We start from the raw sequence: 15,005 nt of genomic DNA on the forward strand, positions 1-15,005 counted from the left end.
CTGGAGAGGCTCAGAGCTGAGCGAGCGCGGCGGTTGCTACCGGCAGGGCGACGCCCATGCGTGTTGCCAGCTGGGCGGCGGTGATCGATGTTCCGTGTTCCGCGTCGTGGGTGTCCGCGATGTGCCGGGCTGCGTCGAGCAGTACGGCAGACAGGGAGGGACGGGAGCCGGTTACGGCCGTCTTTGAAGCCGAGGCCGGGGCCGGTGTGGGTGCCTCGATCGACGAGGGCACGACGGCCGGGGCCGGAACGGCCGTGGCGACGGGGAGCGGCTCAAGGGCCGGGTTGACGGGAGCGGCGGGGGCCGGAGCGGGTGCCGGGTCGGGTTCCGGCTCAGTTACGGGGGCTGGTGTGCGGATGGACGTGGTGGTGGCCTCCTGGTGTGGGGTGGGATGGGTCGCGGTGTGGAACTGGGCCAGGAAGGCCGGGCCGACTCGGCCCCAGCCCAGGAGCAGCAGCGGGGCGACGGTGTCGAGGCAGGCACGCCCGTAGTGACCGGTCAGCAGCGGTTCGGCGGTGTTCAGCGCGAGGGTGAGTACGCCGCACAGGTGTAGCAGGCGGGTGCCGGCCTTCAACTCCTGCGCGGGGATGCCGCGCAGGGCCAGGAACCGCAGTACGACCAGGAGTCCGACGACGGACAGGTCCACCATGGGGGCGATCAGAGGCGCGATCGGGCGGGGCACGCCGAGCCGCAGAGCGAGGGCCCATACGTTGCCGAAGGAGAAAACGAAGGCCAGGGCCGCGATGATGGCCATGACCGCGGTCACGGTGTGGCGGGTGAACCGTTCCTCCGCCATGTGCGGGCCTCCTCTCAGGCGCGGGGATCGGGGGCGCTCAGGGCTTGGACGGTGAGACGGGGCCGTCCGGATCGTCGTCGCCGGAGGCGGTCCGGCCGGTGGCGTCGAGGAGGGCGTCCAGGCACAGGGCGGGGTCGGCGGTCAGGTGGGAGGTGGCTTCCGCAACGCGGGCCGCGTCGGCGTCGGAGACGTACGGGGTGCGGATGCGGGTGTAGCCGGGGCGGCCCTGCATCGCCATGACGGCGACGCCGACGTAGGCGGGGTCCTGCAAGGCGACCGGGCTGGCGTCGGGCCAGTTGCGGATGTCGTCGCCCAGCGCGGCCACTGCGGCTTCCACGGTCTTCTGCGCGAAGGATAGTCCGATGGGGCATACGTCGCGGATGAAGGTGGGGATGGCGTCACCGGTGGTCTTCTGGCTGATCAGGATCACCAGGATGCCGACGCTGCGGCCCTTCTTGACCAGGTCCTCCACCAGCCGGGCGTTCTCCGCCGTCAGCGCGGCCAGCCGTTTGGTGGTGGCGTCGCTGCCCTTGTATTCGCGGAAGTACGTGTGCGCCTCATCGATGATCAGGACCGTGAGCGGCCACTCGGGAGAGGGGCCGACGTGCCACATGTTCTTCACGCCCAGCACGTCACGGATGGTCGCCGAGCGCCGCTTGCGCAGCTTTACCAGGCGCTTGAACAGCGCGTTCACTTCGTCCAGGTCGTCCCCACAGAACGCGAACATCCGCTTGACCAGGTCGGCGTAGTCGCCCTCCGAAGCACGTGACACCTTCCCGTCCGCAGTCGCGATCTGCACGGCCGGAGAGGGTGCGAAGTCGCAGACGAACTTGTTGACCCCCGAGGTCTTGCCCGCACCTGGAGTGCCGGCCACGGTCACCCCGGGCACGTTGGCCAGGGACACGCACACCCGGGCGGCGTACTCGTCCACACCCAGCTCCCAACGCGTCAGATCCGCAGGCGGGCGACCGGTGGGCCGGTGGGTGGTCGGCGTGGTCAGCGGGTCGGAGCGGACGCCCCGGATCACCACCTTGCCGGGGCCGTCCGGCAGCACGGAGACCCGTGTGCACCGCCAGGCATCCGCCAGGAACCGCGCCGACTTCTGGTACTCCTCCAGCCCGACCTGCGGGAGCGTCCGCGCTCGTACGATCACCCCGAACTGGTCAGCCTTGACCTTGATCCTCGGAGTCAGCACCCGAGGTGCGGGGGTGGGGCCGTCCTTCTGGGCGGTGATCTGCGCGAGCAGCCCCGGGGTCTTGTCGGTGACCGTCAGCCCCGCCATCCGCGCGAGCCGTACCCAACCCCAACGCACCCGCACGGCCTGCCGCATGCTGACCCGCGTGCCCCCGTCGGCCCGCACGTAGCGCACCACGGTCATCAGCAGCCACGCGCTGACTAGCACGGCGGCGACCAGCAGTGCGTCCGGCGCGTATCCCGTCACGGCTTCCACGTCACGCCCCCTCTTCGCGTATCAGGCGGAGCATGTGGCCCAGGTCGAGGCAGGCCGCGTGCTCCGGGCTCAGGCCGAGCAGATCGAGCACCGCCGCCGAGGCGGCGAACGTGGCCTTGCCCTCGGTCCCCGGCAGAGGCCGGAGCGGGTACAACTCCCGCTGCCGCGCGGAGTTTTCGAAGTGGATCACTGGGCCGCCTCCACCATCACCAGCTCCAGGCGGGCGGCCCGGTAGGCGACGCCGTCGGAGAGCTGACCGTTGAAGATCCGCGCCCACGGGGTGGCGAACAACTCCACCGGCCGCACCATCGCACCCGGCTTGAGCCCGGCCGCCAGGCCCGTCTCCGGGACCGTGATCTTCAGGACCTCGGCCCGGCGGTCCTCCATGAGCATCACGGTCACCGTGTACAGCGGCGCTCCGGTCTCCCGGTCGGTGGCGACCTCCCCGGTCTGCTGGTCCTTGATCTTCAGTACCGGCTCGGTGCCCGCGATGCATACCGCCGACGGCAGCAGGGCAACACGGATTCGAGTCATGGCCATGCCATCACATCCTCGTTCGATGGAGTCGCTTGATCGACCCGCCATGACCATAGCGCTACGCCCGCTACACCCGCAACACTCGATTCGTATCGCTACACACGTGGGCTGAAACGCCGAGGACGCCCGGGTGTGCCCTGAGTGCTGACGCCGCTACCCTCATGCCATGAAGCTGCCACTGGGAGAGGACCCCCGGCCGCCGTACGTCCAGGCCGCCGACGTCCTGCGCGCCGCCATCCACGACGGCGAGCTGCGCCCAGGCGAGCGGCTCCCTGCCGCGCGCGATCTGCAACGGCGCTTCGGACTCGCCAGCTCCACGGTCCAAAACGCTTTGCGGCTCCTCAAGGGCGAGGGGCTGATCTACTCCGTCCTCGGCCGAGGCAGCTACGTGCGCGCGCAGGAGGCGCCGTCCGAAGGGGAGTCGGAGGCCACAGCGGAGGGCGACGAGCCCGATTCCGGCGAATCCGATCCCGCGTACACCGGTCTCGGCGATCTCCAGCGTGGTTGGCAAACCGCGCCCGCCGACGACCCCCGCCCCCCGTACGTGCAGACCGCGGACGCACTCCGCAAGCAGATCCAGGACGGCCGGCTCGCGCCGGGAGCCAAACTCCCATCTGCCCGCGACCTGCAATCCCAATACGGCATCGCCAACTCCACGGCGCAGAACGCCCTGCGGGTCCTCAAGGAGGAGGGGCTGATCTACTCCGTACAAGGCAGGGGCGTCTTCGTCCGCCAGCTCAGCCCGCGCGATCAGTTCCTCAAGCGCTACAACGAGACGCTGGAGGAGATGGCGGCCCAGCATCGGGCCGACGAGGAAGCGGTACGGCTCAGCGGCAAGACTGACGACGAGGTAGCCGCCGAACTCGCCGCCGCCGAGGAACGGTTCGCCAAGGCCAGCACCGAGTTCGAAGCCGCCACCGCCCACCGCGACGCCATGCGCGCCGTCATGGACCAACGCAAGCGCGTCAGCGGCAACTACACGCCCGAAGAGCAGGCCGCCAGCATCCAGCGCCTGCACGACCGGCTGAACGAAGGCAGACGCCGACGCTGAACGCGCCGCACGCGACGGAGCAGCAGGACACACAGTACGAGGCGAGCTGTTCAGAGTTTCTTTACTTGATCAAGGCGGCCCGCTGACGCGGGCCGCGCGCGCTTCGGCCCCTCGGGGCCGCCGCCCGCTCCTGTCTCCGCCCCGCTTGCCGGCTGCCCCGCTGGTCCGGGCGCGCAAGACCACCAGCAGGCACTGTTCTGGGGCTCTGCCCCAGGCCCCGGCCCTCTCTCCGAGGGGGAGGAGGCCGAATGAGGGTGCGGCTCCGTCGTGGTGATGGGTGGTCGGGTCGCGAGAGGGGGCCCTCGTCGCCCGGTCACCGGAGGCGTACCAGGAACCCCCGGGGGCCGCCAAGGCCGAGCGCAAGCGTCACGAGGTGAGCCTTGGCGGCCCCCGGAGAACCCTGGTACGGCGAAGCTGCCCGACCGACGAGGGACCCCTCCCGCTCAGGCCCCGATCCTGCCGGGGCGCCGGCCCTGCACCGTCCGGCCACCTGACCAGCACGGAGCGCGATGGTCAGTCACCGCTTCGGGCGGGTATCTGCCGGATAGCCCTCGGTTGACTCGTCGGACCGGCGTACCGTGGCGCTGGAGGTGGTCAGCATGACTACGGAACTGGCGGACAACGTCCGTAAGTACCGGCGTCGGGCCGGGATGAGCCAGGAAGAACTGGCCCACGCCGCAGGCGTCTCGCCGGGGACGGTGCGCAAGGTCGAGCAGGGTGGCACGGTCCGCATGGAAACCCTTCACGCCCTCGCCCGCGCGCTGAGCGTGACAACGGCAACGCTTCTGGCGCCGGATGCTCCGGAGCCCGTGGGTCGTTCGGAGGACCCGAACCGCGTCAACCTGATCCAACTCCGCGCGGCCCTCACCCCACCAGTGGGACTCACCGACTCGGACGGCGAGAGCGTAGACGAGGAGCCGAACCTGCGCCGCTTCCGCCGAACGGTCCATGACGGTGCGGTGCTCTACCACTCCGACAGCTACAAGAGCGTCGCATCCCAACTGCCAGCGCTCTTGCGGGACGCGAACAGCGCGGTCGCGCACTTCGACAGCGGCGAGGAGCACAGTCAGGCGCTCCTGGCCCGTGCCGAGGCATTGCAGCTGGCCGGGCGGTACCTGACGCAGGTACGGCAGTACGACCTCGCCTACACCGCCCTGGCCGGCGCGATCACCGACGCACGCCAGGCTGGCGACACACTCACCGGGGCATCCGGCGTGATCGGAATGTGCTGGCTACTCCTGCGCCAGGGCCGGCTGGACGAAGCCGAACAGCTCGCCTCCCAGACCGCCGACCTCATCGAACCGAGACTGTCCCGAGCGACGCCGGACGAATGCGCGGCATGGGGATGGCTGGCGCTGCGCGCCGCGGCTGCCGCAGGCCGCAACAACCGGCCCCAGGAAGCCCGCCACTACCACCGCGTCGCGAGCACGGCCGCATCCGCCGTGGGACGGGAGTACACCGGCTCGTTCTTCCGGCACTGGACGACCTTCGGGCCGCTCACCGTCGGCATGAAGGGCGTGGAAGACGACATGATCGTGGGAGACGCTCGCGCAGTCGTTCGCAAATCCGGCGAGGACGCCATGTCACCCAAGGCGTGGAAGAGCACCGGGCGGCCGAGCGGCGAAAACTGGAACCGCCACCGCCTGGACGTGGCCCGCGCCCACGCCCGGACCAACGACCTGTCTGCGGCGATGGATGAGCTGACCGGAGTCCGCCGGGCATCCCCGGAGTGGCTGAGGCATCAGCGGATGGCCGCCGAGACCATGCAGGAGATCCTGAAGAAGCGCAAGCGCACCCTCACCGCCGAGATGCGCGACATGGCCTCCTACCTGGCTGTCGTCGGATAGGTGCCACGCAGCGCGATACTTCCGACACCCTTCGTCACCAACTGGCATGCCTCATAGTTGGAGTGACGGACCGTCGCCCCCTACGGTCGCCGTATTCCATTCGGCGACCCAGGTGGGGGTGCACGGTGAGCACATCCAGGACCGACGCGGACCGCATGCGCCGCAGAGAGCTGCACGACGCGGCAGCAGGAGTGACCGGCCCGCGCTTACTGCCGTGGACGACTCAGGACGGGAACCCCTGCTACCTCAGCACCAACGGCAGGGGCTACCTCTCCTCCCTCGCCGACAGCATCGAAGAAGTACAACTCGACATGGGCGAGGAACTCCTCGGGTACGCCCGCCAGGTCGTGGCCCCCGGAGCCAAGGAACTGTCGGCCGTCGAATACCGGTGGCTCGCCTGCCGGCTGACCGAAGCCCTCACGGACGCGCTCCGGGTCGCCGAATCACGCGGCGACCGCATCCCCGACCCGTCAGAGCCTCCTGGCCTCTGACGGCAGTAGCGACGGCAACAACCACGGATTCCAGCACACAAAAACGGACTCCGACGGACGCCCAAACCCCTCCCCACCTGCATAGAAGCAGCTGAGGGAGGGGCAGCCAGCACACGTACTATGTGCTCGCTGGCAACGCCCCGATCTTGGTCCACAATTGTGACTTGAATACAGACGGGTATCTGTATCGCGGTCTCGGTAAGGGCCACCATAGTTATGATGCTGCCACTCAAGGCCGCGCAGTGCCCCTCGGAACCCGCTCAGACATATCTGATCACGTGGGAGGAGACAACACGGACACCATCTTCACGTCTTGGTCGGACGCTCTCGAAGTTGCCGAAGACCGCGCCCATGAGCTGAACGGAAAATGGGTTGATGAAGGTGTCATAATGCGCATCAGGGTGGCAGACATAGATCCACTCGTGGGCCCGTCGAGGAACATTCAAATCCATGACAGCCAATGGGATAAGTCATTCTTCGAAGATGAGCACCTCCTTGTCGGGGAAATCCATGCCCCAGAAATCAGCTTTGACTTTGGGGAAACCTGGACAAGAGTTGCGGGTGGGTGAGATGGACGAGGTATCCGCAAGCGACCTGCTAGCCGCATTCAAGTTCGACTCTGAGGCCAGCAGTCGGGCCAAGAATGCACTACTTTCAGGAGCACATTTCGACGTCTGGCTCGATCCGGTTCCAGCGGCGAGGCTCCTGGGCATCTGCCGCTCGAGGCTGAGGACCTTGCAGCGGCGCGGCAAGCCGACTGTCGGCGCCGCGGAATGCCTTACGGGCCTTGCTGAAATTGGCGAGAGGGGTCTTCTTGTGGCCTATGTGGACGATCGCAAACGAGCTGGATACTATTTTCGGCTCTACCTCGACCCGCACCCGCTTAAAGTAGTCGGATGCTTCGGAGTCAACATCTCCCCCGAAGATGACCCCATCGCTGATCCCGAATAGGGGGCGGCAGGCGAAGTTGAGGGTGCGCTCTGGATCTCCGCTCTGCAGGGAATGAAGCATTGTCAACCGTCGCATCCTCACAGTGCCCCAGCGGCCCCACCGGATCTTTTCCCGGTGGGGCCGCTGGGGTGTTTGACGGCAGTGGTTGACGGCAACGTCAGCGGACGGCCGTAGCGCCAAGCGGTGGGCCGGTGCTGGCGTCTGAACCGGTGGCGGCTTCGGTGGGGTTGTGGAGAGTGCGGCCGATGAGGTCGCCGGCGTCCCGAGCCGAAGTGAGCACCACGACGAGCTCGACCGAGCTGGCGAGGCGTACCAGGAAGCAGTCAACAAGGGCCGGAAGATCACCAGGGAGCTAGCCCACCGTGGCCAGGTTGGACCCCCTCTCCAGATGACCCGGCAGCCGCTCGCAAGGAGCTGGAGACCAAGCTCTCCCAGGCGAAGAAACGCCGCTGACTCGACAGCGGATCCCAGAATGCTTACGGGCTCAGTCGTCAACGTTGGGTGAGATGTTCAGAGCTTCTCTACTTGATCAAGGCGGCCCGCTGACGCGGCCCGCGCGCGCTCCGGCCCTGCGGGGCCGCCGCCCGCTCCTGTCTCCGCCCCGCTTGTCGGCTGCCCCGCTGGTCCGGGCGCGCAACAGCCAGTAGCGGGGATTGTTCTGGGGCTCTGCCCCAGGCCGCGGCCCTCTCTCCGAGGGGGGAGGCCATTTGCGGGTGCGGCTCCGTCGTGGTGGTGGGTGGGCGGGGTCCTACGCAGGCCGTCTCCTACGGGAGGCCGACCGCGGGGCCAAACCCCGTACGCAGCGGTGGTTGCCGGCCGGCGGGTATCTGCCGGATAAGCCCAGTTGATAGGCCCTTCCGGCGTACCGTGGCGCTGGAGGTGGTGAGCGGACGGCTACGGAACTGGCTGACGACGCCCGCAAGTACCGGCGGACGCCGGGATGAGCCAAGAGGAACTCGCCCACGTACACAGGCGTCTCGTCGGGCACGGTGCACAAAGTCGAGCAGGGCGGGACGATCCGAATGGAGAACCTTCACGCCCCTGGTCCGCGCGCTGGCGTGACCACCGGCGCATGGATGTCGTCCGACGCCCTCGAAACCGTGGCAGCGTTGGAACCGAACCTGCGCGCCTTTAGCCGGGCAGTGGGAGACGCGTGCGGGTCCTGCACTTCTCCGACAGCTACAAGAGCGTCCCGGCCGAACTACCAGATCTGGCGCGAGAAGCCATGAGGGCTGTTGCCTATGACGACAGCGGAGACGGGCTCCGGCAGGCGCTACTGGCCTACGCCGAGGCGCTGCGTCTGGCCGGTACCTCCTCACCCAGGTTCGGCAGTACGACATCGCCTACCCCGCCCTGGCCGGTGCGATCACGGATGCCAGGCAGGCCGGGGACATGCTCGCGGCAGGCACGGCGGTCGACGGTATGTGCTGGCCGCTGGTGCGGCAGGGGCGGCTGGACGGGCGGATCGCCACCCAGAGCATGGCCGCGGTGGAACCGAGTCGATCTGGTTGCCGACGCCGTCCTTACCGCAGCCACCCTCACATACGTCGACGGACCGGACCTCGACCGCCGCACCTCCCCCTTCGCCGCGTCGGCCGGCGTCTCGGGCGTGGCCCAAACGGGCGGTGGGCTGCAGTTGCCCTTGGGGCCGTCGAGGCGGAGCACGGCGTGGATGGGGATCAGCCCGCTCGCTGGTACTCGGCGACCTTGGCATACGAGACCCGGGCGTACCTGGGGAGCAGGCGCTGGGGGGTGCCTGCTGCTGCGGCGCGGACGAAACATGAGGCGGGCCCACAGGGGCTGGTGCGTGGGCGTCCGAGTGCGTGGGCGTCCGAGGCCGGGTCGTCCTCGGTGTGGACGTGTCCGCAGCGGCAGCGTGCGGAGGCGCTGGAGCGCCGGCCGTGGACCGGGCCGTACGAGGGCGGTACTGGTAGCGGACACCCGAGCGGCGGGCGGGGGAATCCCGGCCCGCCGTTCGCCGTTATCGGTAGACCACAAGGAGGGAATCCATGTTCTCGTACCGCCGCACGCCCGAGCTCCCCACCCGCGAGGAAGCCCTGACCGGCCGCGCGGAGCCGCTCTTCGCCCTGCCCGCCGTCCACACCGTGCTGGGCAACCCCCTCGCGGGCCCGTACCCCGCCCACCTGCAGGTCGCGGACTTCGGCCTCGGCTGCTTCTGGGGCGCCGAGCGCAAGTTCTGGCAGACCCCGGGGGTCTGGACCACCCTCGCCGGCTACCAGGGGGGCTTCACCGAGAACCCGACCTACGAGGAGGTCTGCTCGGGGGGCACCGGCCACACCGAGGTCGTCCGGGTGGTCTTCGACCCCTCCCTGGTCTCCTACGAGGCCCTGCTGAAGCTGTTCTGGGAGTCCCACGACCCCACCCAGGGCTTCCGCCAGGGCAACGACGTCGGCACCCAGTACCGCTCGGCGGTCTACACCCACTCCCCCGCCGACCAGGCCACCGCCGAAGCCTCCCGCGAGGCCTACCAGTGGGTCCTGGCCTCCTCCGGCTACGGCGAGATCACCACGGCCGTCCTCCCGGCGTCGGAGCGCCCCTTCTGGCCCGCGGAGGCACACCACCAGCAGTACCTCGACAAGAACCCCGGCGGCTACTGCGGCATCGGCGGCACGGGCGTCTCCTGCCCGATCGGCGTGGCCCGCGCCGACGGCTGAGCCGCGACGGCGAAGTCCCGGCCCCCGCTCGTCGCGGGGGCCGGGGCTTCGGCGTTCTCGGGCCGGGGTCAGCCCTGGGTGAAGTAGCCGAGGAGGTCGGTGATCACGTGGTTGCCGCCGCCGTAGCTGTTGAAGATGTTGACCTTGCCCGAGGCCACCGGGGTGGTGACGTGGTTCGGGACGGTGGCGCCGGGGAGCGTGTTGAGGCTGCTGGCCGCGGGGAGCGTGCCCCCGAAGGCGTACGCCGTCAGGAACCCGGGGGCCGTGGTGTCCGTGGCGGTGATGTTCAGGACCGCGCCGAGGGCGTTCGCCGGGAGACCGGAGACCGTCGTGGTCGCGCCGGGGGCGAGCTTGCCGGTGGTGCGGGTGTCGGCGAGGCGCTTGGGGACGACCGGGGTGAAGAGGGCCTTGCCGTCCTTGCCGTAGTAGCCGACCGCGTCCAGGATCAGGTGGGTAGAGCCCGAGTTGGTGTACAGGGTGATGGTGCCGTTCGGTCCGACCGGGACGATGGCCTGGTTGGACTTGTCCTTGCCCGGCTCCACGTTCAGGTTCGACGTGGTGGGGCGCTTCGCCGGGTCCGGGTAGGCGATCACGTGCGCCTGCTCCGACGCGCCCGTGCTCGTGAGGTTCAGGGCGACCGCGGTGGCGTCGGCCGGGATGCCGTTGACGCCCGCGACCTTCACCGTGCGGGTCTTGCCAGCGGACAGGACGCCGCCGGTCGTACGGGTGTCCATGACCCGGGTCGGGGCGAGCGGGGAGAACCGCTGCCCGATGTTGGGCTGGTAGTAGCCGACGAAGTCCACGATCAGCTCGGCCTTGCCGGAGCCCAGCTGCGCCTGGACCATCCCCAGCACACCGGCCGGGACCGTGACCGTGTTCGACGAGGTGCCGCCCGCGCGGACGTTCACGTTCGAGGTCGCCGGACGCGGCTGGCCCGACGGCCACACGGTGAGGTGGGTGTCCTCCGTGGCGCCGGTGACGGTCACGTTGACGACCGCCGAAGCCAAGCCGGCCGACACGGGGTGGTCCGGTATGTGCGAAGCCGTCGGCAAGGTCACGTCCACCGGCCGGCCGCTCAGGACGGGGGTGCCGTCGATGCGCGAGTCCTTGATGCGGAACGGCTCCGTGGCGACGTACCCGGACGGGGCGTAGTCGACCTTCACGGTCTTGCTGACCGTGGACTTCGCGCCCTTGGAGTCCGAGAGGGTCAGCGTCACCTTGTAGTCGCCGGGAGATGCGTAGGAGTGCTCGAAGGAACGCAGCTCGCTGCCGTGGGCCGTGTTGCCGTCGCCGAATTCCACGTCCGCGCTCAGCACCGGCCAGGGCGCCGCGGTGAGCTCCGTGGGGTCGACGACAACGGTCAGAGGGGAGATCCCCATGACGTTCGGGTCCGACCCGGTGGGCAGGGGTTGCTCGACGGCGAAGGCCGCGCTCAGCGGACCGGCCGGGGTCACCTTGGCCGGGGCGTAGGTGGACCAGACCCGCTCTCCCACACCGTTGACGGCCGTCACCTGGGCCGCGTAGCCGCCCGGCGCGCCGTAGACGTGCTCGACGCTGGACTGCTTGGTGACGACCGGGTCCGTGCCGTCCCCGAAGTCGAAGTGGTAGGTGATGCCGGCCCACCAGTGGCTGTCCGCGACGGCCGTCGCCTTCACCCGCGTACCAACTGGCGCCCAGCTCTCGCTCAGCGAGAGGGTAACGCCGCGCAGGTCGTCCTGGGTCTCGTGCGCGCCGCGGTCGATGTACCCGCCGTTCTTGCCCGTGTTGGGGACGCGCGGGTCGTCCGCGATCGGGTCCCCGACCCAGTCCAGGGGAATCACCCCCGGGGCCGTGGGGTCGCCCGAGTCGACGGTGGGCGATTCGTCCCACGGGCCGATGCCGTCGAGGGACGGGCTCAGGAGGTCGTGCGCACCCTGGCCGCCGGCGGCCAGGAACGCCGCCACCGTCTGGTAGTTGGTGCCGGCCCAGTTGTAGGGGGAAGCCACGGTGCCGGGCTGGCCCGCGATGAGGTTGTAGTCGACACGGGTGCCGGCCGTCGCGATCTTCGCCACCGCGATGCCGACCCGCGGCTCGGCGGCCGCGCACGTGCTGGGGGTGCTCCGGGTGTGGACCACGTTGTTGAACAGTGCCGAGCCGGTCGAGGTCCCGCCGACCGACACGGCCGCCCCGCATCCGCCGAGGATGGTGTTGTTGGTGAGGACGGTGCCGGGCGCGTCCAGCACCGTCGCGGCCGCCCGGCGGTCGTCCTCGATCATGTTGCGGCTGAGGACGGTGCGCTGGGCGCCTCCCTCGATCCGGACGGCGTCGAGCGTGCTGCGGATGACCCGTACGTCCGTGCTCGCCCCGCCCACCACGAGGGCGGCGGGTTGGGGGCCGGAGACGCCGAGCTTCTCCAGCACGACATCGTGGGAGGCGCCGATGCGCACCCCTCCCTCGACCTGGAGTCCGCGGACCACCACGTGGGAGGCCCCGCTGATGGTGAGGCCCTTTTCCAGGAAGGCCTGGTAGCCGACGACCCCTTCCTCGCCGAAGGCGAAGGTGATCGGCTTGCCCGGCTCTCCCGAGCGGTCGATCGTGACCGCATCGGGGTAGCGCGTCTGCGGGGCGATCCGCACGGTCTGGCCCGGCTTGACCACCTTCGCCGCCGCCGTGATCGTGCAGTACGGGGCGGACCGCGAACCGGCTCCGGCGTCGGAGCAGGAGCCCGAAGTACTGTTCACGAACAGGTCGGTCGGGGTCTCGGCGGCGGCCGCGGTGGCCGGTATGCCGAGAAGGGTGACGAGGCCTGCGGTGAGCAGGACCGTCGCACGAGTAGGACGCACCAGCGGAATTCCTTCGACACAGAAGCGGCGGGGTACGACCGGGGCGCGGCGCCGCGCGACGTCGCCCGACCGCTTCCCCCTTGCGACGGTCGGGCACACACGGAACCCAGGTTCTGCGGTCATCATCACACTGGCCCGGTGCGGGCGTAGGACCGGGGCACGGGTCGCGTGGGCGTCCTGCGCCGGACGTGCGACGGCCCCCGGTGCGCGCTCGTGGCGCGCCGGGGGCTGTCGGTGGGACGGGGCCCGACGGCCGGGGCCGTCAGGTCATCGGATCGTCGAGGTGTCGATGACGAAGCGGTAGCGGACGTCGCCCGCCTGCACGCGCTCGTAGGCCTCGTTGACCTCCTCGGCCCGGATCACCTCGATGTCCGCGCCGAGCCCGTGCTCCGCGCAGAAGTCGAGCATCTCCTGCGTCTCGGCGATCCCGCCGATCATCGAACCGGCCAGCGTCTTGCGGCCGCCGATGACGGAGAACAGGTTCAGCGAGACCGGCTCCTCCGGGGCGCCGACGTTCACCAGCGCGCCGTCCACCTTCAGGAGCCTCAGGTAGGCGTCGAGGCCGAGCGGCGCGGAGACGGTGGACACGATGAGGTCGAAGCGGCCGGCCAGCTCGTCGAAGGTGGCCTCGTCGTTCGTTGCGTAGAAGTGGTCGGCGCCCAGCTTCAGCCCGTCCTCCCTCTTGCGCAGGGTCTGCGAGAGCACGGTGACCTCGGCGCCGAGCGCGTGGGCGATCTTGACGCCCATGTGGCCGAGCCCGCCGAGGCCGACGACCGCGACCTGCTTGCCGGGGCCGGCCTGCCAGTGCTTCAGCGGGGAGTAGAGGGTGATGCCGGCGCACAGCAGCGGGGCGGCGACGTCGAGGGCGAGGGCCTCGGGGATGCGGACGGTGTAGTTCTCGTCGACGACCACGTGCGTGGAGTAACCGCCGTACGTGGGCTCGCCGTTCTTGTCGAGGGCGTTGTACGTGCCGGTCATGCCCTTGGCGCAGAACTGCTCCTGGCCGGCGAGGCACTGCGCGCACTCGCGGCAGGAGTCGACGAAACAGCCGACGCCCACGCGGTCGCCGACCGCGAACTTGGTGACGTCCGGGCCGACTTCGGCGACCACACCGGCGATCTCGTGCCCCGGGACCATCGGGTAGATGCCCTCGCCCCAGCCGTCCGTGACCTGGTGGATGTCGGAGTGGCAGATGCCGGCGAACTTGATGTCGATGAGGACGTCGTGCGCGCCGACCGGGCGGCGCGGGACGGTGGTGCGCTCCAGCGGGGCCTTGGGGGCGGGAGCGGCGTAGGCGGCGACCTGGGTGACGGACACGGTGGGGCTCCTCGGAAGACTGCTGTGCGGGACTGCTCGCCAGCTTGCCCGCCCGCGCGACGGACACCCATCCCCCTGTCCTGCCTAGGACTGGCGAACCTACCCTTGGCGGGGTCAGGCACAGCCCCCCGGCCTGTCCGCGTACCCGGGGATACTGGGGTAATGGACCAGCTTGATCAGCGAGCCGAGCTCGGCGAGTTCCTGCGATCCCGGCGCGCCCGGCTGCGCCCCGAGGACGTGGGTCTGCCCGACTACGGCCGCCACCGCCGGGTCCCGGGGCTGCGCCGCGAGGAGCTGGCGCAGCTGGCGGGGGTGTCGGTGGCGTACTACACGCGGCTGGAGCAGGGCCACGGGCAGAACGTGTCGGCGGAGATCCTCGACGCCATCGCGCGGGCGCTGCGCCTGGACGGCACGGAGCACGCGCACCTGAGCCGTCTGGCCGCCCCGAAGCCCCGCAGGCGCCGCCAGGCGGAGCGCCCGCAGCAGGTCAGGCCGGAGCTGCGGACGCTGCTGGACGCGATGGACGGCGTACCGGCGTACCTGGTCGGGCGGCGTCAGGACGTCATCGGCTGGAACCGGCTGGCGGCCGCGGTCTTCGGTGATTTCGGGGCCCTGCCGGCGCAGGAGCGCAATCTCGTCCGACTGGTGTTCCTGGACCCGGCGACGGCCGAGCTGTACGCGGACTGGGAGTGCCGGGCGTGCGAGGTCGTGAGCAATCTGCGCCTGTACGCCGGCCGGTACCCCGACGACGAACGCCTGACGGCCCTGGTCGGGGAGCTGTCCGTGAAGAACGAGGAGTTCCGCCGGCTGTGGGCGGCGCACACGGTGGCGGACGACAAGACCCACGGCCTCAAGCGCCTGCGCCATCCCCTGGTCGGCGAGCTCCTGCTCTCCTTCGAGACCCTGGCCCTGCCGGACGACCCGGCGCAGTTCCTGGTCACCTACCACGCACCGCCGGGCTCACCCTCCGCCGACGCCCTGCGCCTGCTCTCCTCCTGGTCGGCGCCGGGGCCGGCGGCCCCGGCGTCCGCCCCGTACAAGGCCCCGGCCTCCGGTCAGTGAGGGCTC

12 protein-coding genes are annotated in these 15,005 nt (G+C 70.0%); 6 read left to right on the plus strand and 6 right to left on the minus strand.

Translation table 11 applies throughout. The annotated features are described in order from the left end of the window. Positions 1–10: 10 nt before the first annotated feature. Genes J7F03_RS00900 through J7F03_RS00915 form a run of 4 tightly spaced genes read right to left on the minus strand, consistent with a single transcriptional unit; the run spans position 11 to position 2,786 of the window. Positions 11–796 carry a DUF2637 domain-containing protein gene (locus J7F03_RS00900; RefSeq protein ID WP_214946674.1) on the minus strand — a complete coding sequence of 262 codons (786 nt, stop codon included), beginning with the start codon at positions 794–796 and terminating at the stop codon, positions 11–13. 37 nt (positions 797–833) lie between these two features. Further along, positions 834–2,246 (minus strand): cell division protein FtsK, encoded by a 1,413-nt coding sequence (locus J7F03_RS00905; RefSeq protein WP_214946675.1) that lies wholly within the window; start codon positions 2,244–2,246, stop codon positions 834–836. A 1-nt stretch (position 2,247) separates the two neighbouring features. Continuing rightward, positions 2,248–2,436 (minus strand): hypothetical protein, encoded by a 189-nt coding sequence (locus J7F03_RS00910; RefSeq protein ID WP_214946676.1) that lies wholly within the window; start codon positions 2,434–2,436, stop codon positions 2,248–2,250. After that, positions 2,433–2,786, minus strand: coding sequence for a hypothetical protein (locus J7F03_RS00915; protein WP_214946677.1), 354 nt, complete (start codon positions 2,784–2,786; stop codon positions 2,433–2,435). The genes J7F03_RS00910 and J7F03_RS00915 overlap by 4 nt, the downstream gene beginning before the upstream one ends. 163 nt (positions 2,787–2,949) lie before the next feature. Between J7F03_RS00915 and J7F03_RS00920 the strand changes: the two genes are divergently transcribed. From J7F03_RS00920 to msrA, 5 genes are all read left to right on the plus strand, one after another. Further along, the gene (locus J7F03_RS00920) at positions 2,950–3,834 is read left to right on the plus strand and encodes a GntR family transcriptional regulator (protein WP_214946678.1); all 885 of its coding nucleotides are present in this window, start codon (positions 2,950–2,952) and stop codon (positions 3,832–3,834) included. 599 nt (positions 3,835–4,433) lie between these two features. After that, positions 4,434–5,681 carry a helix-turn-helix domain-containing protein gene (locus J7F03_RS00925; RefSeq protein ID WP_214946970.1) on the plus strand — a complete coding sequence of 416 codons (1,248 nt, stop codon included), beginning with the start codon at positions 4,434–4,436 and terminating at the stop codon, positions 5,679–5,681. 155 nt (positions 5,682–5,836) lie between these two features. Beyond that, positions 5,837–6,172 (plus strand): hypothetical protein, encoded by a 336-nt coding sequence (locus J7F03_RS00930; RefSeq protein WP_214946971.1) that lies wholly within the window; start codon positions 5,837–5,839, stop codon positions 6,170–6,172. A gap of 483 nt (positions 6,173–6,655) precedes the next feature. Further along, entirely contained in the window at positions 6,656–7,123 is a 468-nt protein-coding gene (locus J7F03_RS00935; RefSeq protein WP_214946679.1) for a hypothetical protein, read from the plus strand. Positions 7,124–9,132: 2,009 nt separating this feature from the next. Beyond that, on the plus strand, positions 9,133–9,798 hold the full coding sequence (gene msrA, locus J7F03_RS00940) for a peptide-methionine (S)-S-oxide reductase MsrA (RefSeq protein ID WP_214946680.1): 666 nt from the start codon (positions 9,133–9,135) through the stop codon (positions 9,796–9,798). A gap of 68 nt (positions 9,799–9,866) precedes the next feature. Here the strand turns inward: msrA and J7F03_RS00945 are convergent, their stop codons facing one another. Further along, complete coding sequence (locus J7F03_RS00945; protein WP_214946681.1) at positions 9,867–12,620, minus strand: PKD domain-containing protein; 2,754 nt, start codon at positions 12,618–12,620, stop codon at positions 9,867–9,869. A 267-nt stretch (positions 12,621–12,887) separates the two neighbouring features. After that, the gene (locus tag J7F03_RS00950; protein ID WP_214946682.1) at positions 12,888–13,937 is read right to left on the minus strand and encodes an NAD(P)-dependent alcohol dehydrogenase; all 1,050 of its coding nucleotides are present in this window, start codon (positions 13,935–13,937) and stop codon (positions 12,888–12,890) included. 162 nt (positions 13,938–14,099) lie between these two features. Between J7F03_RS00950 and J7F03_RS00955 the strand changes: the two genes are divergently transcribed. Further along, a complete protein-coding gene (locus tag J7F03_RS00955) occupies positions 14,100–14,999 on the plus strand; it encodes a helix-turn-helix domain-containing protein (protein WP_214946683.1) in 900 nt (299 codons plus the stop codon). Positions 15,000–15,005: the final 6 nt, after the last annotated feature.

It is taken from the genome of Streptomyces sp. ISL-43, assembly GCF_018614195.1.
Lineage (GTDB): Bacteria > Actinomycetota > Actinomycetes > Streptomycetales > Streptomycetaceae > Streptomyces.

Bases quoted from the DNA above. Each gene is read 5' to 3' on its own strand.
- J7F03_RS00900 (WP_214946674.1), bottom strand. From the start codon at position 796: ATGGCGGAGGAACGGTTCACCCGCCACACCGTGACCGCGGTCATGGCC.
- J7F03_RS00935 (WP_214946679.1), top strand. From the start codon at position 6,656: ATGAGCACCTCCTTGTCGGGGAAATCCATGCCCCAGAAATCAGCTTTG.
- J7F03_RS00915 (WP_214946677.1), bottom strand. From the start codon at position 2,786: ATGGCCATGACTCGAATCCGTGTTGCCCTGCTGCCGTCGGCGGTATGC.
- msrA (WP_214946680.1), top strand. From the start codon at position 9,133: ATGTTCTCGTACCGCCGCACGCCCGAGCTCCCCACCCGCGAGGAAGCC.
- J7F03_RS00930 (WP_214946971.1), top strand. From the start codon at position 5,837: ATGCGCCGCAGAGAGCTGCACGACGCGGCAGCAGGAGTGACCGGCCCG.
- J7F03_RS00925 (WP_214946970.1), top strand. From the start codon at position 4,434: ATGACTACGGAACTGGCGGACAACGTCCGTAAGTACCGGCGTCGGGCC.
- J7F03_RS00955 (WP_214946683.1), top strand. From the start codon at position 14,100: ATGGACCAGCTTGATCAGCGAGCCGAGCTCGGCGAGTTCCTGCGATCC.
- J7F03_RS00920 (WP_214946678.1), top strand. From the start codon at position 2,950: ATGAAGCTGCCACTGGGAGAGGACCCCCGGCCGCCGTACGTCCAGGCC.